The organism is Candidatus Methylacidiphilales bacterium (assembly GCA_033875315.1).
Taxonomy (GTDB): Bacteria; Verrucomicrobiota; Verrucomicrobiia; order Methylacidiphilales; family CAZTYG01; genus JANRJG01.
Genome location: JANRJG010000006.1, coordinates 1 through 24,001, shown reverse-complemented (window position 1 = coordinate 24,001; position 24,001 = coordinate 1). Strand labels below are relative to the sequence as shown.

The 24,001-nt window shown below is 62.6% G+C and carries 17 protein-coding genes; 14 read left to right on the top strand and 3 right to left on the bottom strand.

The genetic code is table 11. From position 1 onward, the window contains the following. Positions 1-20 precede the first annotated feature (20 nt). A complete protein-coding gene (locus tag SFU85_01920; protein MDX6765525.1) occupies positions 21-710 on the top strand; it encodes a hypothetical protein in 690 nt (229 codons plus the stop codon). Next, positions 707-2,938 (top strand): hypothetical protein, encoded by a 2,232-nt coding sequence (locus SFU85_01915; protein ID MDX6765524.1) that lies wholly within the window; start codon positions 707-709, stop codon positions 2,936-2,938. The genes SFU85_01920 and SFU85_01915 overlap by 4 nt, the downstream gene beginning before the upstream one ends. Positions 2,939-2,956: 18 nt before the next feature. On the opposite strand, the gene raiA is transcribed toward SFU85_01915, so the two are convergent. Then, on the bottom strand, positions 2,957-3,310 hold the full coding sequence (gene raiA / locus SFU85_01910) for a ribosome-associated translation inhibitor RaiA (GenBank protein MDX6765523.1): 354 nt from the start codon (positions 3,308-3,310) through the stop codon (positions 2,957-2,959). Between the two features lie 108 nt (positions 3,311-3,418). On the opposite strand from raiA, the gene uvrA reads away from it, so the two are divergent. The 10 genes from uvrA to SFU85_01860 all read left to right on the top strand — a co-directional run bounded on the left by uvrA (position 3,419) and on the right by SFU85_01860 (position 15,479). Beyond that, positions 3,419-6,355, top strand: a complete 2,937-nt coding sequence (gene uvrA, locus SFU85_01905) for an excinuclease ABC subunit UvrA (protein ID MDX6765522.1) — start codon at positions 3,419-3,421, stop codon at positions 6,353-6,355. 13 nt (positions 6,356-6,368) lie between these two features. After that, positions 6,369-8,858, top strand: a complete 2,490-nt coding sequence (locus tag SFU85_01900; protein ID MDX6765521.1) for a tetratricopeptide repeat protein — start codon at positions 6,369-6,371, stop codon at positions 8,856-8,858. A 108-nt stretch (positions 8,859-8,966) separates the two neighbouring features. Continuing rightward, positions 8,967-9,467, top strand: coding sequence for an STAS domain-containing protein (locus SFU85_01895; protein ID MDX6765520.1), 501 nt, complete (start codon positions 8,967-8,969; stop codon positions 9,465-9,467). A 79-nt stretch (positions 9,468-9,546) separates the two neighbouring features. Then, positions 9,547-10,983, top strand: a complete 1,437-nt coding sequence (locus tag SFU85_01890; protein ID MDX6765519.1) for a GAF domain-containing SpoIIE family protein phosphatase — start codon at positions 9,547-9,549, stop codon at positions 10,981-10,983. Further along, positions 10,980-11,552, top strand: a complete 573-nt coding sequence (grpE, locus tag SFU85_01885; GenBank protein ID MDX6765518.1) for a nucleotide exchange factor GrpE — start codon at positions 10,980-10,982, stop codon at positions 11,550-11,552. The genes SFU85_01890 and grpE overlap by 4 nt, the downstream gene beginning before the upstream one ends. 88 nt (positions 11,553-11,640) lie before the next feature. Then, positions 11,641-12,789 (top strand): molecular chaperone DnaJ, encoded by a 1,149-nt coding sequence (dnaJ, locus tag SFU85_01880; protein ID MDX6765517.1) that lies wholly within the window; start codon positions 11,641-11,643, stop codon positions 12,787-12,789. A 36-nt stretch (positions 12,790-12,825) separates the two neighbouring features. Then, complete coding sequence (locus tag SFU85_01875; protein MDX6765516.1) at positions 12,826-13,566, top strand: 16S rRNA (uracil(1498)-N(3))-methyltransferase; 741 nt, start codon at positions 12,826-12,828, stop codon at positions 13,564-13,566. A 119-nt stretch (positions 13,567-13,685) separates the two neighbouring features. Beyond that, the gene (locus SFU85_01870) at positions 13,686-14,459 is read left to right on the top strand and encodes a MotA/TolQ/ExbB proton channel family protein (GenBank protein MDX6765515.1); all 774 of its coding nucleotides are present in this window, start codon (positions 13,686-13,688) and stop codon (positions 14,457-14,459) included. Positions 14,460-14,489: 30 nt separating this feature from the next. Next, positions 14,490-15,002: a biopolymer transporter ExbD gene (locus SFU85_01865; GenBank protein ID MDX6765514.1), complete on the top strand. Its 513-nt coding sequence runs from the start codon at positions 14,490-14,492 to the stop codon at positions 15,000-15,002. A 33-nt stretch (positions 15,003-15,035) separates the two neighbouring features. After that, positions 15,036-15,479, top strand: a complete 444-nt coding sequence (locus SFU85_01860; GenBank protein ID MDX6765513.1) for a biopolymer transporter ExbD — start codon at positions 15,036-15,038, stop codon at positions 15,477-15,479. 348 nt (positions 15,480-15,827) lie between these two features. Here the strand turns inward: SFU85_01860 and recN are convergent, their stop codons facing one another. After that, on the bottom strand, positions 15,828-17,495 hold the full coding sequence (recN, locus tag SFU85_01855; protein ID MDX6765512.1) for a DNA repair protein RecN: 1,668 nt from the start codon (positions 17,493-17,495) through the stop codon (positions 15,828-15,830). Between the two features lie 120 nt (positions 17,496-17,615). On the opposite strand from recN, the gene SFU85_01850 reads away from it, so the two are divergent. Beyond that, positions 17,616-19,511 carry a TIGR03790 family protein gene (locus tag SFU85_01850; GenBank protein MDX6765511.1) on the top strand — a complete coding sequence of 632 codons (1,896 nt, stop codon included), beginning with the start codon at positions 17,616-17,618 and terminating at the stop codon, positions 19,509-19,511. A gap of 418 nt (positions 19,512-19,929) precedes the next feature. Further along, the gene (locus tag SFU85_01845) at positions 19,930-20,901 is read left to right on the top strand and encodes a cation diffusion facilitator family transporter (GenBank protein MDX6765510.1); all 972 of its coding nucleotides are present in this window, start codon (positions 19,930-19,932) and stop codon (positions 20,899-20,901) included. 220 nt (positions 20,902-21,121) lie between these two features. Here SFU85_01845 and hrpB read toward each other — a convergent pair whose 3' ends face one another. Then, positions 21,122-23,647 carry an ATP-dependent helicase HrpB gene (hrpB, locus tag SFU85_01840; GenBank protein MDX6765509.1) on the bottom strand — a complete coding sequence of 842 codons (2,526 nt, stop codon included), beginning with the start codon at positions 23,645-23,647 and terminating at the stop codon, positions 21,122-21,124. Between the last annotated feature and the right edge of the window lie 354 nt (positions 23,648-24,001).

The following is a 24,001-nucleotide window of genomic DNA, read 5'->3' as shown; positions in this document are numbered from 1 at the left end:
CCCGGAATAGATGGCCCATCATGGACGAGGCCATGAACCCCGGACCGCATTCTTGCCCGTACGGACCGCCTCCCCCCGATGACTTGGTCGCATGGGAAGCCGCATGGCAAAACCATCCCACCATTGGCTTGGGCCAACCCTGGCGCCCAGCACCCGAAACCGATTTCCTCGCCGGACAGGTCACTCTTGGATGGTCCGACCAGGCCTGGCATGTGCTGGCCGTCCTGCCCGACCGCGACATCCACAACTCCGCCCGGGGCACTCAGGAGCCTTGTTGGCAGACGGGCGATGTCTTCGAGATTTTTTTCCGACCAGAGGGACAGGAAAGCTACTTCGAGATCCACCTCACCCCCGAGAACCACGGCTGCCGCCTACGATTCCCGGGGACCGCCTTCCGCGATCAATTGCTGGCCTCCAAACCGGAACGGACCGACTGGTTCCTGGACTATGCCTTTTCGCCCGAAGGCTTGGTCACCCACACCCGGGTGCAGCGAGAAAAAAACCGCTGGCTCGCCGGCGCCACCCTGCCTTTCGCTGCCTTCCTGGAAAACGGCGACATCCGTCCGGTGAGACCCTGGAAAACCGCCTTCTGCCGTTACGACTACACCCGTGGGCGGGATCTTCCCATTTTATCCTCCACCGCAGGCCTTCCCCGCCCCGCCTTCCATGCATCCGAACACTGGCCTATCATGGATTTCACCGCAGCATGAACGACACACTCCGCCGAATCCCCCTTTCCTGGGTCGTGGGAAACCACACCTCCCTCGAATCAACGCCTCTTCAAACCGTTCCCGCTACGGTTCCCGGCTCCGTCCAGCTCGACTGGGGCCGGTCCAAGAATTGGCCGGAGTATTGGCGGGAGGACCATTTCCTGAAGTATGCGGGATTGGAAAACTTCTTCTGGACCTACTCGGCCCGCCTGGAGCTGCCCACCGCCCGGCCGGACCACCATTTGTTTTTTGTCTGTGGAGGCATCGACTACCGATTTCAAATCTGGCTCAATGACCAGATCCTGCTCGAACAGGAAGGCATGTTCACCCCGGTCCGCCTCGACCTGACCGAACAGGCCCGGACTGGCGACGAACTCCTCATCGTACTTTTTCCGCCCCCCAAAGCCCACGACCGGAGCCGGGACCGCACCCAGGCCGACGGATCCTGCAAGCCGCCGGTTTCCTACGGTTGGGATTTCCACCCCCGCCTCATCCCCAGTGGGATCTGGAAAGACGCCTACCTGGAATACCGCCCCGCCTTCCACATCCACCAAGTCAACATCCGCACCACATTCGACAGCGGCATGGTCGAGGCCAAACTCGAGGTCCGTACCGAAATGAGCCTGCCCGGGCGCGGCCAGCTCCGCATCACGCTTCTCGATCCCGACAATGCCCCGCTCTTCACCAATTCCCTCGGCTTCGACGAATCCGCCACCGGGGAGAAAAAGCTATCCTGGTCCAAGAGCGTCGCCTTTCCCCGTCTCTGGTGGCCCAACGGTCACGGCGAACAACCCCTCTATAAACTCCGGGTCCAGCTCATCGGCCAGGCCGGTGAGGAACTCGATGCCATCGAACAACGGATCGGGTTCCGTCGCATCCGCCTGGTCATGCACGATGGTGCCTGGACCCTTCCCGCCACCGGCGGAACCCCCGTCTCCCGCCGCAACCCGCCCATCACCCTGGAAGTCAATGGCCGCAAAATCTTCGCCAAAGGCTCGAATTGGGTGCCGCCCGAGATCTTTCCCGGCACCGTCACCCGCGAAACCTACCTGCCCCTCCTCCGCATGGCCAGGAACGCCCACTTCAACCTCGTCCGGTGCTGGGGTGGCGGTGCCGTCAACAAACCGGAATTTTACGACATCTGCGACGAACTCGGATTGCTCGTCTGGACGGAATTCCCCCTGGCCTGCCTTTCCTACGAGACCGAGCCCGACTCCTATTACCTGCGCGTCCTTGACCGCGAGTCCCGCTCGATCATCCGCCAGATCCGCGGGCACGCCTGCCACGCCATCTGGTGTGGAGGCAACGAACTTTTCAACAGCTGGTCGCAAATGACCGACCAGTCCCATGCCCTCCGATTGCTCAATCGCAATTGCTACGAACTCGACCCGGAAACCCCCTTCCTCCCCACCTCCCCACTCATGGGCATGGTCCATGGCGACTACCGCTTCCGCACTCTGGAAGGGGAGGAAGTCTTCCAAATCTTCGCCCGCGAGTCCGGCAAGCGCACGGCTTACGTCGAGTTTGGTTGCCCGGGGGCATCCCCGTCCGATTACCTGCGCACCTTCATCCCCGAAAAGGATCTTTTTCCCCCGTCCACCGGGACATCCTGGGAATGGCACCACGCCTTCAGGGCCTGGGCCGGTGATCCCGAATCCTGGTTGATGTTGTCCACCGTCGAGCATTACTTCGGTCCGTCGAAATCCCTGGAGGAACTGGTCGAGCGTTCGCAAATGCTCCAATGCCAGGGATTGAAATGCCTCTATGAGGAAGCCAGGCGGCAGAAGCCGGTGGCATCGATGGCCCTCGGTTGGTGCCTCAATGAACCGTGGCCCACTGCCGCCAACAACAGCCTCATCAACTGGCCGGACAAACCCAAGCCGGCTTACTTCGCCGTCGTATCCTCCTGCCGCCCGGTCATCGCCAGCGCCCGCGTTCCGAAGTTTTCCTGGAGACCCGGTGAGCTCTTCAGCGCAGAATTGTGGATTCTGAACGATTCACCCGACCTCGTGCCTCCCGGTCGCTTCGAAGCCGAACTGGACTACGGATCGCGCATCGCCTCGCTCGGCAACTGGGACCATCCCGGCAGCCTTCCCAACGTCAACATCAAGGGACCGCGCGCCGAGGTCAAATTGCCCGAAGACCTGCCGTCCGAATTCAAAATCCGCGTGCGTCAGGTCGAAAAACCCGCCTGGGATTCCGAATACACCTTCGTGCGTGCCCGGTGAATTGACCGCGCGGTTTGTTCAAAGTCCCAGTCGCTTCGTACGCTCCGCAGCCCGCTGCGCTTTGGCCTTCTTTTGGTCCACGATCTTGGTTTTGCGCTTCCGCACCTGCCGTTCCAGCTTGTTCACCGCCACATCAATGGCCGCGTAGAGATCGCTCTTGTGGTCCTCAATGTGGATGTCCGGCCCCGGCACCGCCAGATGGACCTTCACCGAAAAGGCCTTCGATGGGTTGCGCAGCTCATCGTGGTCCAACACCACATGCGCGGCGATGATGTCGTCGGTCAGGTGCTCCAGATGGCTGATTTTTTGGGTGACAAAGGCCTGGATGGCCCCGGTCAGTTTCAGGTGGCGGGAACTGATATGGATTTGCATCAATCCTAAGTTACGACTCGCCCGGCATGATGGCAACTCCAACCCCCCGTCCCTCCCTGCGCATTCGCGCTTTGCACCCGTCCTTTCCGGGCATAGGCTGGCGGGTTGATGAAAATCGCCCGCCCCACACCCCTCACGGACGCCGGAACCATCCGTATCCGCGGGGCGCGCACCCACAACCTCAAAGGAGTCGACCTCGACCTCCCCCGCAACCGCCTCACCGTCATCACCGGCCCCTCCGGCTCGGGCAAATCTTCCCTCGCCTTCGACACGCTCTTCGCCGAAGGCCAGCGCCGTTACATGCTTTCCCTCTCTTCTTACGTGCGCCAGTTTCTCGACCGTCTCGACCGGCCCGACGTCGACTCCATCGAAGGCCTCTCACCCGCCATCGCCATCGAGCAGCGCACCGCCAGCGGCAACCCCCGGTCCACCATCGCCACCACCACGGAAATCTTCGACCACCTCCGTGTCCTCTTCGCCACCCTAGGACGCCCCCACCACCCGGTCACCGGAAAACCCCTCCAGCGCTGGAGCGTCGAGGACATGGCCACCCGCATCCTGGATGAACCGGCCGGCGACCGCTTCGTGCTTCTGGCCCCGCTCCCCACCGGGGATGCCGGCGATCTCCGCGGCCTGCTCGACCGGCTACGCCGCGAGGGCTTCGCCCGCATCCGCCTCGACGGAACCTTCCTCACTCTCGACGAAAATCCCAAACCGGACCGCAACCGGACGCACCAACTGGAGGTTGTTGTCGATCGGCTCAAAGTCGAACCCGCGGCCCGTTCGCGTCTTTCCGATTCGCTCGAACTCGCCCTGAAAACGGGCGACGGGGTCGTCATCGTCCACTGGCCCCCTGCGGATGGCGGCACGGCGGTGGAATGGGCCCTGAGCCACCGGAACTTCGATCCTGAAACGGGCCACCGCTTCGCCGACCTCAGTGCCGGGCACTTTTCATTCAACAATCCGCTTGGCGCCTGTCCCCGCTGCCACGGACTGGGCACGGAAATCATCGCCGACCCCACCCTCTGCGTGCCCGACCCCGGCAAAAGTCTCGACGACGGGGCCATCGCCCCATGGGCCAAAATCCCCAAACGCCAAACCGGCCACCATCGCTCCCTTCTCCGCGACCTCGCCCGCCACGCCGGGGTTTCCACTGCCACGCCCTGGGCCGCCCTGCCGGAATCGTTCCGCAACCTCATCCTTGAGGGTTCCCGCGGAGAACCCGTTCCGATGGCCACGCTGCGCGACGGCCGGGTCGTGACCGAGCCCCGCCCTTTCGAAGGCCTGGCCGCCTGGATCCAGGACCTGCATGACCGGAGCGAAAGCCCTCTGGCCCGCCAACGGCTCAAGCGCTACATGACCCGCCAGACCTGCCGCGAATGCGCCGGGAAAAGACTCCGCCCGGAAATCCTTGCCGTCCGCCTGGACCGTGGCCCTGGTGCCCAACCCCTGGGCATCCACGAATTCTGCGCCCTCACCGCCTCCGGTGCCCTTGAATTCCTCGAGCAAAATCCATGGAGCGACCGCGACCGCGCTATCGGCGGGGAACTCCTGACCGAGATCCGCGGCCGCCTGCGCTTCCTCTGCGAGGTCGGCCTGCCCTACCTAACCCTTGACCGCGAAACCGGCACACTCTCCGGAGGCGAGATGCAGCGCATCCGTCTCGCCTCCCAACTGGGTTCCGGCCTCACCGGGGTCCTCTACGTGCTCGACGAACCCAGCATCGGCCTCCACCCCCGCGATCACGCCCGCCTGCTCGACACCCTCCGAGGCCTCCGCGACCAGGGCAACACCATCGTCGTGGTCGAACACGACGAGGATACCATCCGCCAAGCCGATTGGGTGGTGGAAGTCGGTCCATCCGCCGGCATCCACGGCGGGCGGATCACCGGGATGGGCACCCCTCGGGAGATCATCCAGAACCCGACTTCCCTCACCGGTCGCTACCTCGCAGGAACACTCGATCTTTTCACCGGGCGGCGCACCGCCCCGGAGCAGGGTTGGATCACTCTCGAGGGTGTGACGGAAAACAACCTGCAAAACATCGATGTCCGATTCCCCATCGGCTGCCTGACCTGCATCACCGGCGTCAGCGGATCGGGCAAAAGCACCCTCATCCACGATGTGCTCAGCCGTGCGCTCTTCCGCCATTTCGGCACCGGCAAGGAACGGCCCGGGGCCCACCGCCGCATCACCGGTCTCGAAGCCCTGGAAAAAGCGGTCATCATCGACCAGTCCCCCATCGGCCGCTCCCCACGCTCCAACGCCGCCACCTACCTCGGGGCCTTCGACGGCATCCGCAACCTCTTCGCCCAACTCCCGCTCGCCCGCGTGCGCGGCTTCACCAAATCACGCTTCAGCTTCAACACCCCCGGCGGCCGCTGCGAACACTGCCAGGGTGACGGCATCATCACCATGGAAATGCAGCTCCTGCCCGACGTGCATGTGACTTGTGAGGCCTGCAAAGGCCGGCGTTTCAACCGCGAAACCCTCGAGATCACCTACAAGGGCCACACCATCGCCGATGTCCTGGGCTTGACCGTCGAGCAGGCCCTCACCCTCTTCAAGAACATCCCGGAAGTGGCGGACCGGCTCGAGACCCTCGCCTATGTCGGCCTGGGTTACCTTCCCTTGGGCCAGGGAGGCACCAGCCTCAGCGGCGGCGAAGCCCAGCGAATCAAGCTTGCCGCTGAACTTTATCGTAAAACAAACGGTAAAACCTGTTACATTCTCGATGAGCCAACCACTGGCCTGCATTTCTCGGACATCGAAGTCCTGCTTTCCATGCTTTTCAAGCTCCGTAATGCTGGTAATACGATCTTAATCATTGAACATCATTTGGATGTGATCAAAAACGCCGACCATATCATCGACTTGGGACCCGGGGGTGGAGCCGCCGGGGGAACTGTCGTGGTCACAGGCACTCCCGAACAAATCGCCGCCCATCCCGCCAGTTTCACCGGACAATTCCTTGGCCCCAAGCTCCGCGCACCCCGCGCTGGCACCCAGCGGCCCGACCCCCAGGATGAACCCACTTTGCTTTAAAGCTTCTTGGCTTGTGCTGGGGTGGTTCGCCGCCGTCACCCCATTGGCCGCCGAATCCTCGTTCTTCGAGCGAAGGGCCATGTCGCTGGCGCAACAGACTTTCCAGGACAACCTGTATGATGCGGCCGAGGACCGTCTGACCAAGTTCCTCGCCAAATACCCGGATTCAGATTTCAAAACCGAGGCTAGATGGCTTCTCGGTCAGGCCTATTTTTTCCAAGGCAAGCTGCCCCAGGCATTGGAAATCTTCAAAACGCCGCCGACCAAAGGCGACGACAAATTCCGCACCGGATACCTCTACTGGGAAGCCCAAACCCTTGCCGCCCAGGAACGTTGGGCCGAAGCCGCCGAACGCCACCAGACGTTCCTGAAAAACCACCCGGAAGACCCCCTTGCCGATGACGTCCGCATCGGACTCGCTGCCGCTCTACACCGGCTGGAGAAAAACAGCGAGGCCATGGCCCTCCTCGACCCGATCATCGCTGCCGGCTTCGCCCAGCCTCCCGCCCGCAAGGCCGCCCTGCAGAAATCGCGCATCCTAATCACCAGCGGCAACTTCACCACCGCCCACACGCTCCTCGAATCGCTGGCCTCTGAAAAACCCGACCCCGCGACCACGTATGAAGCCGCCTATTGGACCGGAGAACTGGCCCAGGCCGAAAAAGAACCCGACCGCGCTCTGGAATGGTACCGCAAAATCACCGGCGATTCCCGCGCCCGGCCCCGCAACCTCGTTCCCCTCGCCTGGTTTGGAACCGGCCTCGCCCACGCCGCCAAAGAGAACTGGACCGCCGCTTCCGACGCCTTTGAACAGGCCTTCTCCCTCGCCCTCGACCCCAAGGTCGTCGAACCCGCCGTCGTCCGTTACCTGGAAGCCAACGCAAAATCCAATACCCTGGCCAAAGCCGGTCTGCGCGTCCGCCAATTCGTGCGCAAAAAAGAGGGCACATCCACGGTCGGCCTCTTCGCCATCGGCCGCTTCTACCGCGACCAGGGGAACGACGATGCCGCCATCGCGGAACTCGACTTCCTCATCAATTCCTATCCCAGTTCGGAATGGCGATGGCCCGCCCGCATCCTCATGGGCGAGTGCCTGAAGCGCAAAGGCGATCTGGAGGGGGCCTCTGCCGCCATGGAAGAAGTCATCACCCAGAACAAAACCGGACCCTACGCCTGCCGCGCCTTCATCCGGCAGGGGGAATGGCTTGCGGAGAAAAAAGACGATGCGGGCGCTGCCCAAAAGTTTCTCGCCGCCGTAGGGGCGGCCGATTCCCCGGACGAAAAAGAAGCCAACCTCTTCCGTGCCCTCCTCGCCTGGTCCCGCGCCGGCAATCTCGATCAATTCAATCTCACCTATCAGGCCCTCGAACAACTCAACCCCCAGTCCCGCCACCGTCCGGTCGCTTTGATGGAAAAGGCCCGCCTCCTCAACCAGAACGGGAAGACGGAAGAATCTGCGAAAATCTACCAAGAGCTTTCCGCCCGGGGTGATGACCCTGAACGCGCGGCCCAGGCCGCCCACCAATTGGCCCTGGGCGCCTTGGAAAAAGGAGATTCCGCCTCGGCCATCCGCTCGCTCCGCCAAATTGAAAAAGATTTCCCCACCTACAGCGGCCTGGCCGATGCCTCCTACCGGCGCATCCTGACCGAAGTCAACCTCGACCTCCTCAAGGGCGAGGCCGTGCGCACAGAATGGCAACAATTCATCGAGCGCTTCCCCGGCCACCCGGCCGTCATCAACGCCGAGTTCCAAGTCGCCCGCTGGCTATACCAACAGGGCAACCTCGCCGAAGCCCAGACCCGTTTTCTGGAATTCACCCAGTCGCATACCGACCACAGCCTCGCCCCGGTCGCCGCCTACTACGCCGGCAAGGCCGCCGCCACCCGTGGCGAGTTCAAAGAAGCCATCCCGCTTCTGGAAAAGGTCGCGGAAAAATCCCCGGTCAAAATCGACGCCCGCCTCCTGCAAATCCGCTGCCTCATGAATCTCAGCCAGTATGAAGCGGCCCTCACCGTCGCCGATTCCATCCTGGCCAACCGCAAGGAGGATGCCGCTTGGGTCGAAGCCTCCCTCCGCAAAGCCGGCTCACTCTTCACCCTGGCCACCCAGGATCCGAAAAAACTCGACCAGGCGCTGGCCGTGACCGAAGCCATCCTCGCCTCCCCCGCCGCCAATACCTCACAACGCAACGAAGCCGGCTTTCTCCGCGGTCAAACCCTCGCCCGGCTCGACCGCAAAAACCTCGCCCTCCAGGCCTACCTCGATGTGGTCTACGGACGGCTTCTCCCCCCGGAAGTCACGCAACAATCCCCCGAACCCGAATTCCATTGGTTCATCAAATCGGGTCTGGCCGCCGCCCAGATGCGCGAAGACCAGGGAGACATCCGCGGCGCGGTGGAAATTTACCGCATCCTCGAACGCCTGGGCGACCCGAACCGCGAGGAATTCCGCAAAAAAATCGAGGACCTCAAATCCCGCAATTTCCTCTTTGAAGACGCCTGATTCTGCTTTTGCGTCGCTTAAACGGCACTGGTACCGAGCACAACCCACTGACCCCAAGGTGCTTAAGCCCGCCATTGACTGATCGCCGGACTTTTTTATAGTGGAGACGTGGTTGCCCCCACCATACTTGTCTCGCAAGAGGGTCCCGTCAGCATGATCAAGGTCGTCGGCATGGGATCTTTCCAAAACGCTTCCCTGGTCAAATCCTACGCCCAGACCGTGGCCGATCTCGGCGTCAACACCTTCACCATCGACCTCCAGGAGTGTCCCCACATGGACAGCACGTTCATGGGTGTGCTCGCCGGCCTGGCCCGCATCCAGAAACAAACCGGAGGCCAGTTGCCCCGCGTGGTCAACGTCAACCCGCGCAACGCCGAACTCCTTGCCACCCTCGGTCTGGACCGGATCCTTCACCTCGAACCCGCACCCGCCCCGCCCACCGCCCCCTTGAGTCCCCTCCCGGCCCCGGGGGAACCCTGCAAACAAGACGTCGCCACCACCATGCTCGAAGCCCACCGCAACCTGATCGAACTCAACCGCGACAACGCTTCCAAATTCCAGGACGTCATCACCTTTTTGGAAAACAAACTCGGACGCAAGACTTCCTGAGCCTTCGTCCCTCCGCAGCCCTCCCCGAAATTCCCCGCGTGACCGGAGGGCGTTTTCCGGCATGATGCCACCCCCGACCATGGCCATCTTCCTCGCTGCCGCGGCCCTGCTCGCCGCCGTCGCATCTTCCGCCTTGTGGTGGAATTGCCGCGTCCGGCTCACCGCCGCGCGCCGCCATGTCCGCCAGCTCCTCTCGGAAAAGAAAAACTACTTCGGATTCATGCACGAAATCGGCGAGGCCTTCACCGGCGACGTCAACCAGGAACAACTCCTCGGCATGATTCTCGATGCCGTCATGCGCGTCACCTCCGCCCGCAGTGGAGCCATCTTCCTCCACCAATCCCAACACCGCCGTCTCTTCCCCGCCATGGTCCGGGGTCTGTTTCCACCGCCCGTCCCCCTTGGTCCGGAGGCCTGGGCCCGCGCCCTCCAAGGTCCGGAGCAACTCCGCGCCGTCCTCCGCGACCACCCCCTCCCGCTCGACCCTCCTTCCCCTCCCGCCGAACTCTTCCTTCATGGCGGCGGACTCCTTCTCAACGGCGAGGAAGCCGGTACGTTTTTTCCGCCCTCCCGCGACCCCGAATTCACCCCTTATTCCCTCATCTGCCTCACCCTGCTATACCGCGAAGAAACCCTCGGCCTCCTCACCATAGCCAACCCCGCCCCCCAGGACGCCTTCTCCCAAGCCGACTTCGACCTGGTGCAATCCATTGCCGCCCAGGCCGCCTTTTCCCTGCACCACGCCGCCGTGTACACGCAACTGGCGGAAAAAAAACAACTCGACCGCGACCTCCTTGTCGCCCGGGAAATCCAGCAGATCCTCCTCCCCGCCCGTTGCCCCGACATCTCCGGCTATGATTTGGCCGCCGTCAACCTTCCAGCCAAGTACGTCAGTGGCGATTACTTCGATTTCATCCAGGTCGACGAAGACCGCTGGGGCATCGTCATCGCCGACGTCTCCGGCAAGGGGGTCCCCGCTTCCCTGGTCATGGCCATGTGCCGCAGTGTCCTACGCCTCCATGCCCGCGGCTGCACCTCCGCCGCCGAACTCCTCCGCCGGGTCAACCGCGTCCTCTTCCCCGACCTGCGCAACGACATGTTCATCACCATGGCCTACGCCATCCTCGACACCCGTAAAAACGAAATCACCCTGGCCAAGGCCGGCCATGATGCCCCCCTCTTCCACCAGGCCGGCAGCAGCGTCGTCCGCCTCCTCCAATCACCCGGAATGGTCCTGGGAATTGACAGTGGGGACGTCTTCGATATGGTGATCCAGGACTTGGTTGTTCCCTTGCAACCGGGTGATACGCTCCTCATGCACACCGACGGCGTGAATGAAGCCGTCGACGAGGAAGGGCGTGAATTCGGTCGGGATCCCCTGCTGGATTCCCTCCGGAAATGCTCCAAAGACGGAGCCTCCGCCCTGACGGTCAACATCGTGGAGCGGGTCGCCCGCTTCCGCGGGACCGCCAGCCAGAACGACGACATCACCCTCTTGATCCTCCAGAAAAAATGAATCCCCAAGACCAAAACAATCAAGACAATCCAGACAATCTCCAGGACAAGCAGCCCGCCCCGGAAACCCCCGCCGAAAGCCCCGCATCCTCCGCTTCCCCGGACCCGTCCGCACTTCTCCAACAGCTTGCTGAAGCCAAGGACAAGATGATCCGAATGCAGGCCGATTTCGACAACTTCCGCAAACGCCTGGCCCGTGAAAAGGATGAGGCCGTTCGTTACGCCAACGAATCGCTCCTGGAGTCCCTCCTGCCCGTCATCGACAACTTCGAACTCGGCCTGGCCGCCGCCGAAACCGCCCCCGACGCCCGCACCATCGCCCAGGGCATGCAGATGGTTCGCACCCAGATCCAGCGCTTCCTCGGAGACTGCGGGGTCGAGGAAATCCAGGCCGTCGGCGCAGTTTTCGACCCGCACCTGCACGAAGCCATCGCCCAAGAACCCTCCCCCGAACAAGCAGAGGGCACCATCCTCGCCCAGCGTCGCAAAGGCTACAAACTCCGCGACCGACTCCTCCGTCCGGCCGCGGTCGTCGTGGCCCACACCCCGGCGGAAACACCCGCCGCCTAATCCCCAGTCCCTCATGATGATTCCCGATCCCGGATCCCTGCCCCCGTTTTTTCCTTTGTCCTGACCTGATTCCCCCTAGATTCCATCCATGGCCGCCACCAAACGCGATTACTATGAAGTCCTCGGCATCTCCCGCGAGGCCGGAGAAGAAGAGATCAAGAAGGCCTACCGCAAGATGGCGGTCAAATACCATCCCGACAAAAACCCGGGCGACAAACAGGCCGAGGAAAAATTCAAAGAACTCGGAGAGGCCTACGAGGTCTTGAGCGACCCCGATAAAAAAGCCGCCTACGACCGTTTCGGCCACAGTGCCTTCCAACAGGGCGGCGGGTCCGGACGTGCGGCTGGCGGGGGATTCCACGACCCCTTCGATGTTTTCCGGGAGGTCTTCGGCGCGGGCGGAGGAGGAGGAATCTTCGGGGACATCTTCGGCGAAGCCTTCGGCGGAGGACGTGAACAATCCGGCCGCGGGGCCGATCTGCGCTACGACCTGGAAATCAGTCTCGAGGATGCGGTGGCCGGGTGCGAAAAAGAGGTCACCCTCCGCAAATTGGAAAACTGCGAAACCTGCTCCGGCAGTGGGGCGGCCAAAGGCTCCAAAACCGTGGCCTGTCCGACTTGTCGCGGCGCGGGCAAGGTTTCGGTCAGCCGCGGTTTCTTCAACATGGTCCAAAGCTGCCCCCGCTGCCATGGATCGGGCGTGGTCATCGAACACCCCTGCACTTCCTGCGGCGGCGAGGGTCGTGCCGAAAAAAGCACCAAGGTCAAAATCCGCGTGCCCGCCGGCGTCGATTCCGGTTCGCGTCTCCGCTCCCCCGGCCTGGGCGAGGCCGGTCTGCGCGGCGGTGGCCATGGCGACCTCTACATCGTCATCCACGTCCGCGAACACCCGCTCTTCCACCGCGAAGAAAACGATCTCCTGTGCGAAGTGCCCATCAGCTTCGTCAAGGCCGCCCTCGGTGGTGAAATCATTGTGCCCACGCTCGAGGGCAAGGCCGCACTGAAAATCCCGGCCGGCACCCCGGGGGGCAAGGTTTTCCGCCTCCGTGGCAAAGGGGTCCCCGACCTTCGCGGCGGCACCCGCGGCGATCTCAACATCCGTGTCCACATCGAGGTCCCGAAAAAACTCACCGCCGAACAACGAGCCAAACTCGAAGATTTTGCCGCGGTCTGCGATGAAGACACCAACCCCGATACCAAATCCTTCTTCGAGAAAGCCAAGGATTTCTTCCGCTGACCCACGCCACCGGTTCCCATCTTTGTCACCACCTCCATGCACCGCTTTTTCGCCCCCAATCTCGACCTCGGAATCCTCTCCCGCGAGGAATCCCACCACGCTCTTTCCGTTTTGCGCTTGAAAGAAGGCGATGCCTTGGCGGTCTTCGACGGCAAGGGACGGGAGGCCCGGGCCACGGTGGCCAGTGCGGACAAAGACGGGCTCCGCTTCCGCGTCCAATCCATCCATCAGGCGCCCGCTCCCGCCTTCCAACTCCGTCTCGGCCAGGCTGTGCCGAAAAACAAGGCCATGGATTTCATCATCCAGAAAGGCACCGAACTCGGTCTGCCTACCCTTTATCCCATCCTCTCCGACCGGTCCGTGGTCCAACTCGAAGGCGAACGCGCCGAATCCAAGGCGGGAAAATGGTCCCAGACCGCCCTCGAAGCCTGCAAACAATGCGGCCAGAATTGGCTTCCCGATATTCATCCCCCGCTCTCCGTTTCCGCCTTCATCGACTCCCAGAAAGCCTGGGGCGGACTCAAAATGATCGCCTCCCTGCAACCCGGCGCCCGCCCCCTCCATCTCGTCCTCGCCGAGGCCCGCCAAACCCCTCAATGGAACAACCTCACCTTCCTCATCGGACCCGAAGGCGACTTCACCCCGGCGGAAACCGGGGCCTTCCTCAGCGCGGGCTACCTTCCGGTCAGCCTCGGACCGACTGTCCTGCGCACGGAAACCGCTGCCCTCTACACGATGGGCATCCTTCTGTACGAACTCCAGCGCGCCTCCGCCTGAACCACCCCCACCCGCGACGGCACGACCCCGTGTCTCCTAAAATAGTTGCGATCAGTATTTTTTACTTTTGACACCGGAAGAGAGCCGCGCGATTGTTTTCCCTTACCAGTCATCCCCCCATGAAAAGAATCCCCATCCTCGCCCGTTTCAACCTGCAGCTCCTCACCCTCCTCGCCTTTTTCCTAACCTTGCTTCCTGCGATGGCCGCCGAAGACGCCTCCGGCGCGCCCAAGGATGTGAAGTTCTACGAAATCTTCATCACTCCCGGCCCCAAGGCCGTCGTGATGTGGATCCTCCTCCTTTCTTCCGTGGTCATGCTCGGTCTGATCGTCGAGCTCTTCATCCGTCTCCGCACGGCCAAACTCGCTCCTCCCGCCGTAGTCGCCCTGCTCCGCGATGCCCTAGTCAGCGGCAACTACCAGCAGGCCCTCGACGTCTGCGGGGCCAACAAGTGCTTCCTTACCGCCGTCATGGGACCGGCCCTCGCCTCGGTCACTCTCGGTCGCTATGCCGTCGATGAGATCGTCAACGAAGGCTTCACCCAACAATCCTCCCGCATCAAGGCCAAGAACAACTACCTCTCGGTCATCGGGGTCGTTTCCCCCATGGTCGGTCTCGCCGGTACCGTCGCCGGGATGATGAAGGCCTTCGCGGTCCTCGGCCAATCCGGTGTCGCCAACATGACCGGCCTTTCTTCCGCCATTTCCGAAGTGCTCATCGCCACCCTGGCCGGCCTCGTCGTCGCCGTCCCGGGCTTTGTCTTCTTCTACTACTTCAAAAACGCCTCCACCGTCGTTTTCGCCGACGTCCACGGGGAAATCCGCGGTCTTCTCCGTCTCATCCCCTTCGAGCAACTGCAAGGCCTCAACCTGGGCTTGAACGCCAACTCCTGATCCCGTCCACGCTCCAGCCTTCCTCGCCCTATGTCCCAACCCCACAGCGGCCCCACCGTCCCCACCGTCTTGGCGGAAGACGAGATGGAGATGGAGTTCCAAGTGGCGCCCATGGTCGACGTGCTGCTCGTGTTGCTCCTCTTCTTCATGGCCACCGCCACCACCGAGGTGACCATGCAGCGCGCCAACCTCACCCTCCCCAAGGCACTCGACGCCAAGGAAATCGAGGGCAAGGACGCCCTGATGGACATCAACATCGAGAAACTCGACGGTTCCATCGAGGTCAAGGGCCTTGAACAAAAAATCACCGACCCGGAAAACCTCGTTCCCCTGGTCAAGAGCCAGCTCGGCCAGTACACCCAGTCCCCGGGCTATGACCCCAACAAGCCGTTCCGCGTCTTCATCCGCGCCGACGTCAACACCCAATACCAGCGCATCCACGAGGTCATGAAGGCCTGCGCCAAGGCCGGTGTCCCCGATGTCTCCTTCGCCATCAATGAAGACAAAGAGGGCAAGCGCGCCCGCGGCTTCGAAACCAAGTAAACCCCAACCCCACACACCCCAGGAACCCACACCATGGCCAGCGGCGGAGGAGAAGAAGGCGAATTCGGATTGCAGATTGCACCCATGCTGGATGTCATGTTCGTGCTCCTGCTTTTCTTCATGGTCTCCGCCGGAGCCAATGAGAAGGAACAGGAACTCGGGGTCAAGGTCCCCGGCGAGGGCAAGAGCACCATTCCAGGGACACCGACCACCCCGATCCTCGTCACTCTGGATGCCGAGGGCGTGGTCTTCTACAACGGTTCCCCGGTCGGCACACCGGCCGACTTGGAATTGAACGAATTGCGCGCACAGTTGAAGCGCGCCACCGAAGCCCTGGCCGACGACCCGCCTCCGGTCATCATCGCCCCCAGTGCCAAGACGGTCCACAGCCGTCTCATCAACGTCCTCGATGCCGCCAGCTACGCCGGGGTCAAGAAGCTCAGCTTCCGCGCCCCCGCCGATTCCACCCCGAAGTAATCGGTTGGTCTCCTTGGTGGACGGCACACCCCGGATCCCTTTGTAGACGGGGAATCCTTTCCCCGTTCGGTTTTGAGGTTTCCGGCTCCCGCCCTCTGTCCCCCGCCCTCGACCTACATACCAGTTTAAAATGACTGAGCGACAGAATAAACGGGAGGGCGAGGTTCCTGCCGGGCCGGTTTGATGTCTCTATTCCAAGGGCGGCTCAGCTGGAGCTTCGCCCTCCCATAAGGCACTTTTACGCCCACTCAATTCAATTGGGTATTACAGCAAGGCAGGCACCCTCAGTTATCGGCATTGCCCCCAGATCCTGAATCCCGAATCCTCTCCCCCGCCCTCTGTCCTCACTCACTTCCCGAAGTGACCCAACAATTCGGCCGCCAGTTTCAGTGCACTGGCGTTCGCCCCGCCCAGCATTCGCCCGAGTTCTTCCTTGCGCCCGCCCGCATCCAGGTCTTCCAGTTGGGTGGTGGTGCGACCCTTGGCCGTCTTCTTTTCCACCCGGAAATGGCGATGCCCCGCCGCCGCCACCTGCGGCAGGTGGGTGATGCACAGCACTTGGTGGCAATCGGCCAGCTTGCGCAACCGCTCGCCCACCGCCAGCGCCGTTTCCCCGCCCACGTTGGCGTCGATTTCATCAAAAATCAAAATGGGAATCCCGTCCTGCTCGGCCAGCACCGACTTCAAGGCCAGCATCACCCGGGCCATTTCGCCACTGGAGGCAATGCTCCGCAGGGGCCGCGGGGACTCCCCGGGATTCGGGGCGAAAACAAAATCCACCTCATCCAGGCCGCGGCTGTTCGGCTCGCTCCTGGGCTCCAGATGGATCTCGAAACTCGCCTGTTTGAAACCCAGCGACTTCAATTGACGGGCCACCGACTGGGCCAGCTTAGGCGCATGTGCCGCCCTTGATTGGGTCAGGGCCTGCGAGGCCGCGCGCAGGGCAGTCGAGGCCGCCTCCAAGCGCTTGTTCAGCCCGGCCCGGTTTTCTTCCAGATGGGCCAGTTGGTCGCGCTCCACCACCATCTGGTCGCGCTGCGCCAGAATCGCCGCCACACCCCCCCCATACTTGCGCTTCAGTCCCTGGAGAAGATTCAACCGTGCCTCCAGTTCGCCCAGCCGGGAGGGATCCAGGTCAACCGAACGGACCCGGGTCTCGATATCACGCAACAATTCCTGCACCTGGCCGACCACGGCGCTGTTTTGCGCCACCACGGACTCCGCCGCCGGATCCAGCCCCTCCCATTCCTGCAAGGAACGCTGCACCCGTGCCAGAACTTCCAACACATTGCCCTCCCCCTCCGCCAGCAATGCCGACGCGCCGGAGGCCAGTTCGACAATCCGTTGCGCATGGGTCGCCACCCGGTATTCCTGTTCAATCTGTTCGTCCTCGCCCGGCTTGGGATCAACCTGTTCGATCTCGGAAATCTGGTGCTGGAGAAAATCCAGCCGGCGCTTCACATCCCCCTGCGCGGCCGCTTCCAAGGCCTCGATCTCGCCCTTCAAGGCCTGCACCACGGCCCATGCCTCCTGCACCTTCGACAATTCGTCCGCATACGGCCCGGCCGCGTCCAGCGCGCGGATCTGCTGGTCCTTGGAGAGGAGTGACTGGTGATCGTGCGGTCCGTGCAGGTCGACCAACAGATCCCCCAGTTGCTTGAGCATCTGCAGAGTGACCGGGCTGCCGTTGACCGACTGCCGGTTCTGTCCCTGCAGGGAAAACGTGCGCTTGAGCAACAGCTCCCCTTCCCCGACTTCCACCCCATCCAGGCCCAATGCCCCGATCTTCGCCGCCACGGGCCGGGAGACCTCCAGCAGACCCTCCACCGCGCATTCCTGCGCCCCGTCGCGGATCAGGGTGCGGTCGGCCCGCTCGCCCAGGAGCAGGTTGAAGGCATCAATCAGGATGGATTTCCCCGCCCCGGTCTCGCCGGTGAGGATGTTGAATCCAGGGCCCAGCTCCCAGGTCAGGTCCTCGATCAGGGCCAGGTTGCGGATGCGCAGGGTCAGCAGCATCCGCCAAGATTGCCGCCGGATCGCCCGCGGTCAACTGTGTCCGCTTTCGATTCGTTTGGGCTCCGTTTTCGCTCCTTTTTCCCTCTGGCCCCTGCCCGGCTACGCGCCTATCCTTATTGGATGCGGTTTTTTCCGGCCGGTCTCTGTCGCGCCGCCCTTCTCTTCTGGGGCTTGGCCGGGCTCTGCCCCCTCACCGCCGCCGATCTGCACGACAAACTCCTCGTCGTCTTCAACAGCAGCGATCCCGATTCCACCGCCCTGGCCGCCGAGTACGCCCGCCTCCGGCAAATCCCGGCCGACCACATCCTCGGCCTGCCTGCCTCCACCAACGAAACCATCACCCGCAAGGAATTCGACCAAACCCTGCGCAACCCCATCTCCCGTTTCTTGGAATCCAACCAGTGGCTCCAACGCCAACCACGCAAGATCCGCTTCAACAACGAGGACTTCCCCACCCAACAGGCCGTCGGCAACCAAATCTGGGCCATCGCCCTCATCCGGGGCATCCCCCTCCGCATCGAAGGCGACCCCACCATCATCGCCCCCGAATCCATCAAGGAACCCCTGCGCAGCAACGCCGCCGCCGTCGACTCCGAACTCTCCCTCCTCACCCTCGGATCCTATCCTCTCTCCAGCGCCATCCCCAATCCCTACTTCCACAGCGACCGCAGCCGCGAATTCAACCAGTTCATGGCCGACAACCTCATCCTCGTCACCCGCCTCGACGGCCCCACCCCCGACGACGTGCGCCGCATGATGCGCGACTCGGTGGCCACCGAGGAAATGGAACTGGCCGGAAGGGCCTTCTTCGACAGCCGGAATTTGCGCGATCCCGCCAATCCCTACACCGCTGGCGACGACTGGATCCGCCAAGCCTTCACCGTCTGCCGCAATGGCGGCTTCAATGCCGAACTCGACGAAGCCGAACCCGTCTACGACGACAAACAACCGTGGGAGGACGTCGCCCTATACGCCGGCTGGTACGAGCGGGATGTCCGCGGCCCCTTCACCGTTCCCGGCTTCCGCTTCGCCCCGGGTGCGGTGGCCTACCACCTCCATTCCTTCAGCGGTGAGAGCCTGCGTGTGCCGGACCGGTTCTGGGCCGGGCCGCTCATCCACCGCGGCGCCGCCGCCACCATGGGCAACGTCTACGAACCCTACCTCGGCATGACCCCGCAGGTCGGGATCTTCTTCCGTGGATTGCTGGAGGGACTGACCTTTGCCGAGGCCGCCTACCAGTCCCAGGTCGGATTGTCCTGGATGACCACCTTCGTCGGCGACCCCCTCTACCGGCCCTTTCCCCGCTCCTTCCTCAACAGCCTGCAAATCGCCGAAGGCCGCCAGGACCGTTCCTCCGACTGGATCGTGGCCCGCACCCTCCGCCTCCTCGCCCAACAACCGGGCGAAGACCTGGAAAAAATCACCACCCTGATCCGCGCCGCAGAATCGCGACCCTGCCCGGTCGTTTGGGAGGAATGCGCCGATCTGGTGCGGGATCTTGGCGCCACCACCGATGTCGTGCGCGCCTGCTACGACAAGGCCCGCCAGGAAGGCACCAGTCCCATCACCAACATCCGGCTCGGTTTGAAAATCGCCGGGCAATTCCAGAAATCCGAACAACCCGGCGAAGCCATGCGCCTGTACGAAGAACTGGTGGAACGCTATCCGAAGGAATCCGTACGCTATGCCGTGCCCCAAACCGCCCTGGCCTACGCTCGAAAAATCGGCTGGGACCGCCTGTCGCCCGCCATGAAAGCCCACCAAGCCACCATGGAATCGACGCCGCCATCCACCCCGGCAAGCACCCCCAGCCTAACTTCATCAACACCCACCTACACGCCCCCACCCCCGCCTCCGGTGGCTCCCTCCTCCGCCCACCCGGCCGCGACCCCCCGGTTTCCCGGAAGCCCCCCACCTGCCCCTTCAAACACACCTCCACCCGCCCCCAATAGCATGCCCTCATCACTGGCCCCGCCATCCACCCCCAGCCAAAAATTCAAACCCGCCATCCCCTGATTTTGTCTTCGGCCTCCCGAGCGAAGCACCCTCTGCGCATCTGCGGGAAGTCAGGAGCCTCGTTCTTTTCTGAGAAACTCTGTGACCTGCTCCATCTCATTGGATAATGACCATGACAGGGCGCGAATCATTGGCTTTACGGCCCGGGTCGTGCACCCTGTGGTTTCCCCGCCCGTTGCACTATCATCGTCCCTAGCCGTAACTATGCAGTTGTTTACCGCGAAAAACGCTCAGTTCGCGAAGTCATACGGATTTTGGCTGGCAAAAACTCCATTCACCGATCGGTCAACCCGAATCCAAATGTCATGCAGTAGGATTACTTCAAAATGTATTCCCAATCATGTGTTTCTGTTTCGCGTTCTTCGCGTCCTTCGTGGTGAACTGAACTGTTCCGGCCTAGAGCCTGTCCCATCCTCCTATGGAAAGATCCTCTCTCACTAAATTCGCCTGGCTGTCGATCTTCACCGCCCTGTTTACCATGGGCCTGAAGACGGGGGCCTGGTGGCTGACAGGTTCTGTTGGGCTGCTCTCCGATGCTTTGGAATCCATAGTCAATCTGCTTGGGGGTGTCATGGCCCTGGGCATGTTGACGGTGGCGGAGCGACCGGCGGACGAAGATCATCCCTACGGCCACGGCAAAGCGGAATATTTTTCAAGCGGGTTCGAAGGCGCACTCATCTTGATTGCCGCACTCTGCATCGCCGTCACAGCTGGCCACAGGCTTCTTCATCCCGCTCCTTTGGAGTCCGTGGGCCTTGGGTTGGCCATTTCCACCGGGGCCTCGCTCGCAAATTTGGCCACCGCCCTGTTGCTTTTGCGCGCCGGCAAGAAGCACCGGTCCATCACCCTGGAAGCAAATGCGCATCATTTGTTGACGGACGTCTGGACGTCGGTGGGAGTGGTTCTCGGGGTCGGACTGGTCGCGGTCACCGGCTGGCAGAATCTTGACCCCATCATCGCGCTGGTCGTGGCGGCAAACATCTTGTGGACCGGCTTTTCAATCGTCCGGCGTTCCGTTGTCGGCCTCATGGATACGGCACTGCCCAAGGAAGACCGTCAAGCCGTCGAAAAAGTCCTCAAGTCCTACGAAGCCGATGCCATCAAGTTCCATGCGCTTTGGACCCGCCACGCCGGGGCCCTGAAGTTTGTCTCCATGCACGTATTGGTGCCCGGCGATTGGAGCGTGCAACACGGCCACCACCTGCTGGAACAGATCGAGGGTGATATCCGCAACGTTTTGCCGGGGGCCATTGTCTTCACCCACCTCGAATCCCTCGACGACCCGGCATCCTGGGTCGATGACGTTCTGGAGCGCCGCGAGGATGAAGCTCCTCAGAAACCATCTCCTCCCGCGGGTGACGCTGTCCCCAAAAACTCAAGCCGGGGATAACACCGTATCCGGCTGGATTCGCCCCCGAGAGCACGAGGAAGGGAACAAACGACAGAAGCAGCGGGAGGGCGAGGCTCCCCCGCTTCGTCCTCGCATAAGGCATTTATCGCCCACTCCATTCATTTGGTCTGACTGGAGGGTGCTTCGAATTTAACTTCCCCACCCAGAATCCTAGATCCTGAATCCCGAATCCTGAATTCTGGATCCTAGACCCTGAATCTCAAATCCAGCGGTGCTTGGGATATCGACGCGCCAGCTCGGGCTTGATCTGCGGGTAGGTTTCGGCCCAGAAATTCTTCAAATCGCGCGTCATCTGCACCGCCCGCATGTTCGGGGCCAGGATTTCCACCGTCACCCCGATCTTCCCACCCGCCACCTTCGGCGCCTCCTGCAATCCGAACAAATCCTGGATGCGCGAGGCCACCACAGGGTCCTTGCCCTCCCCGTAAACGATTCGCGCCTTGCGCCCCCCGGGCAATTCGATCCGGTCCGGGGCCATCCGGTCGAGCAGATCCCGCTGGGACGGCGATAACCATCCGTGCACCACTGGCGCCACCGGACGGTCCTTGATGTCCTTGTAGCTGTAACCCCCGTGGCAGATCTGTTCCAGCAGAGCCAACCGATCCTCTCTAGTCACGGGAGGGAGTTCATACTCCGGGCACCAGGCCGCCAGACAGTTCAGGCGCACAATCCAAGATTCCACCGCATCGTCCCAATGGGTCAGCGGACACTTCCCATCCTGCACCGCCCGGGCCAGCAGGCTGGCAGCCTGCTCCGGGGGCGGCACCGCCGCCGCCTCCCGCCGCAACACCAGATCCCGGAAGACCACCACCCGCTCGGCCAGCACCTTGCGCACCACCGGGTCCCAGCGCACCTCATGGCGGTCGCGGAACGCCCCCGGCTGCAACTCGCGCAACCAATCTTCCTCGATCTCGGTCACCTGGTTCAGGATGACGTTCAACTCCTTGTCCCGGCCCTCGATTTCGTTGATCTCGGACGCCACCATCAATCCCGCCTCACGCACCACACTGTCCCGCGCCAGCGACCCGCGGCGACCATGCACCAACTCGCAGCGCAGGGTCCCGCCATCGACCAACCGGGCCACCTGGTCGGAAAAAGCCGCCAGCACGCTCCGGCGGATCGAGGCCTCATCGGCCGCCTTCTGCTCGATCGGGATGCCCTGCTTCCTGGCGATCTCGAGAAACCGTTCCTGCAACTGGCCCGCCTGCGAGGCCGATTGGGCGTGGATGCCCAGCTTGCGACATTCCTCCACGCGGAAATTGACCCGCGCGGCATATTGATGGGCCCGCATGTGTTGGAAAAAATCCGAGCGTCCCTCACCCCCCAGGACATCCTCGCGCCGTTCCCGCATTTGCGGCGAATCCGCCCGCTGGAGAATGCTCCGGCCCTGGCACAGCGCGGCAATGAGCGCCGCCGGGCGGACGCATCCGCGTTGTCCGGCCTCGATCAACAACCGGGAAAACCGCGGATGCACCGGGAAGGCCAGCATGCGACGACCCAACTCCGTGATGGCCCCGGCCTCCATCGCCCCCAAGTCCTCCAACAACACCAGCGCCCGCTTGAGGCTGTTTTCCAACGGAGCCTCGAACCACTCAAACGCGGCGGGGTCATGGCCTGCCCCCAGAAGCGTCAGGCAGATCTCCGCCAGGTCCACCCGCTTGATTTCCGGCAATTCCGCCACCGCCCGGTTCCGGTGGTCATGCGCCGCCCACAGGCGCATGCAATGCCCCGGTGCGGTCCGACCGGCCCGGCCCTTGCGTTGTTCGGCCGAGGCCCGGCTGATTTTGTCGATGACCAGGGTGTTGATGCCCCGGTGCGGATCAAAGCGCGCCACCCGAGCCAGCCCGGAATCAATGACCAAACGGATGCCATCAATGGTCAGCGACGTTTCCGCCACGTTTGTCGAAACGATCACCTTGCGTGTGGCCGACTCCTCCATGGCCGCGTCCTGTTGCTGTGGCGGCAGCTCCCCGTGCAGGGGCAATACCAGCCAGTTCTTGTTCTCCTGCAACATCCGCACCTCCTGGATCGTGCGGTTGATCTCGTAGGCCCCGGGCATGAAGATGAGGACGTCGCCTTCACAACCACGACGCACCGCCCGTCCCAGTTCCAGCGCCGCCGCCTCCCACACCGGGATGGTGTCCTCTTCCTCAAGGAACTCCTCGGTGACGGGGAAAGTCCGCCCCTCCGATTGCAGAAGCGTGCTCGACTCAAGGTAGGCCTGGAGACCCTCGGTCTGCAGCGTGGCCGACATCACCACCAGGCGCAGATCGGGTCGCAGCGTCTCCTGCAGTCTTTTGCAGCAAACCAGGGAAACGTCGGCGTAAAGATGTCGTTCGTGGAATTCATCAAAGACCACCGCCCCCACGCCCTTCAATTCCGGATCGTCCATCATCCGGCGCAGCAGGATGGCCTCGGTGATGAAACAAATGCGGGTCTCGCGGCTGCGACGGCTGTCAAAACGCACCTGGTAGCCGACTTCGCCGCCCAAATCCACCCCGCGTTCCCAAGCCACCCGTTTGGCCAACATGCGGGCGGGCAGCCTTCGCGGTTGGAGAACGATGATTTCCCGCCCGGCCATGGCCGGATGATCGGCCAGGAACTGCGGGATCTGGGTGGACTTGCCCGACCCCGTCGGCGCCTGGATGACCATCCGGTTGCCCGAGCCCAGGGCCAAATTGAGAGCCGGGGCAATCTCATGAATGGGCAATTCCTTCGGATTCATCGAAGCGAAAGAGTAGCCACCAACAGGCCCCGGGCCAAGCAGATCTGAATGGGTCAGTCGTCCGTCGTCCGTCGTCCGTCCACTGCCCCCCATTCCCGCTCGGTCTCTCCAGCGCCAGTCAAGTGTCCCGAAGGCCCCGTTGGGCATCGCCCGCACGGGGAGCTGTTGGCTATGCGCTATCACCACCCATTCCCCTCGACATCGGCTAGGGTCGCTTGGTAATACTTCCTGGGAGCGATGAACTTCCCAAACTTCATGACCCAGGCCGACCAAAAGCCCCACTTCGCCGGCTCCACGCCGAGAGATTCCCACATGCGTCCCAGCCGCTCCGCAAAGGGTTCACCCGTCCTTTTT

Excerpts from the sequence above, each read along its gene's own strand:
- SFU85_01920 (MDX6765525.1), top strand. The coding sequence starts at position 21 with ATGGACGAGGCCATGAACCCCGGACCGCATTCTTGCCCGTACGGACCG.
- SFU85_01915 (MDX6765524.1), top strand. The coding sequence starts at position 707 with ATGAACGACACACTCCGCCGAATCCCCCTTTCCTGGGTCGTGGGAAAC.
- raiA (MDX6765523.1), bottom strand. The coding sequence starts at position 3,310 with ATGCAAATCCATATCAGTTCCCGCCACCTGAAACTGACCGGGGCCATC.
- uvrA (MDX6765522.1), top strand. The coding sequence starts at position 3,419 with ATGAAAATCGCCCGCCCCACACCCCTCACGGACGCCGGAACCATCCGT.
- SFU85_01890 (MDX6765519.1), top strand. The coding sequence starts at position 9,547 with ATGGCCATCTTCCTCGCTGCCGCGGCCCTGCTCGCCGCCGTCGCATCT.
- grpE (MDX6765518.1), top strand. The coding sequence starts at position 10,980 with ATGAATCCCCAAGACCAAAACAATCAAGACAATCCAGACAATCTCCAG.
- dnaJ (MDX6765517.1), top strand. The coding sequence starts at position 11,641 with ATGGCCGCCACCAAACGCGATTACTATGAAGTCCTCGGCATCTCCCGC.
- SFU85_01875 (MDX6765516.1), top strand. The coding sequence starts at position 12,826 with ATGCACCGCTTTTTCGCCCCCAATCTCGACCTCGGAATCCTCTCCCGC.
- SFU85_01870 (MDX6765515.1), top strand. The coding sequence starts at position 13,686 with ATGAAAAGAATCCCCATCCTCGCCCGTTTCAACCTGCAGCTCCTCACC.
- SFU85_01865 (MDX6765514.1), top strand. The coding sequence starts at position 14,490 with ATGTCCCAACCCCACAGCGGCCCCACCGTCCCCACCGTCTTGGCGGAA.
- SFU85_01860 (MDX6765513.1), top strand. The coding sequence starts at position 15,036 with ATGGCCAGCGGCGGAGGAGAAGAAGGCGAATTCGGATTGCAGATTGCA.
- recN (MDX6765512.1), bottom strand. The coding sequence starts at position 17,495 with ATGCTGCTGACCCTGCGCATCCGCAACCTGGCCCTGATCGAGGACCTG.
- SFU85_01850 (MDX6765511.1), top strand. The coding sequence starts at position 17,616 with ATGCGGTTTTTTCCGGCCGGTCTCTGTCGCGCCGCCCTTCTCTTCTGG.
- SFU85_01845 (MDX6765510.1), top strand. The coding sequence starts at position 19,930 with ATGGAAAGATCCTCTCTCACTAAATTCGCCTGGCTGTCGATCTTCACC.
- hrpB (MDX6765509.1), bottom strand. The coding sequence starts at position 23,647 with ATGAATCCGAAGGAATTGCCCATTCATGAGATTGCCCCGGCTCTCAAT.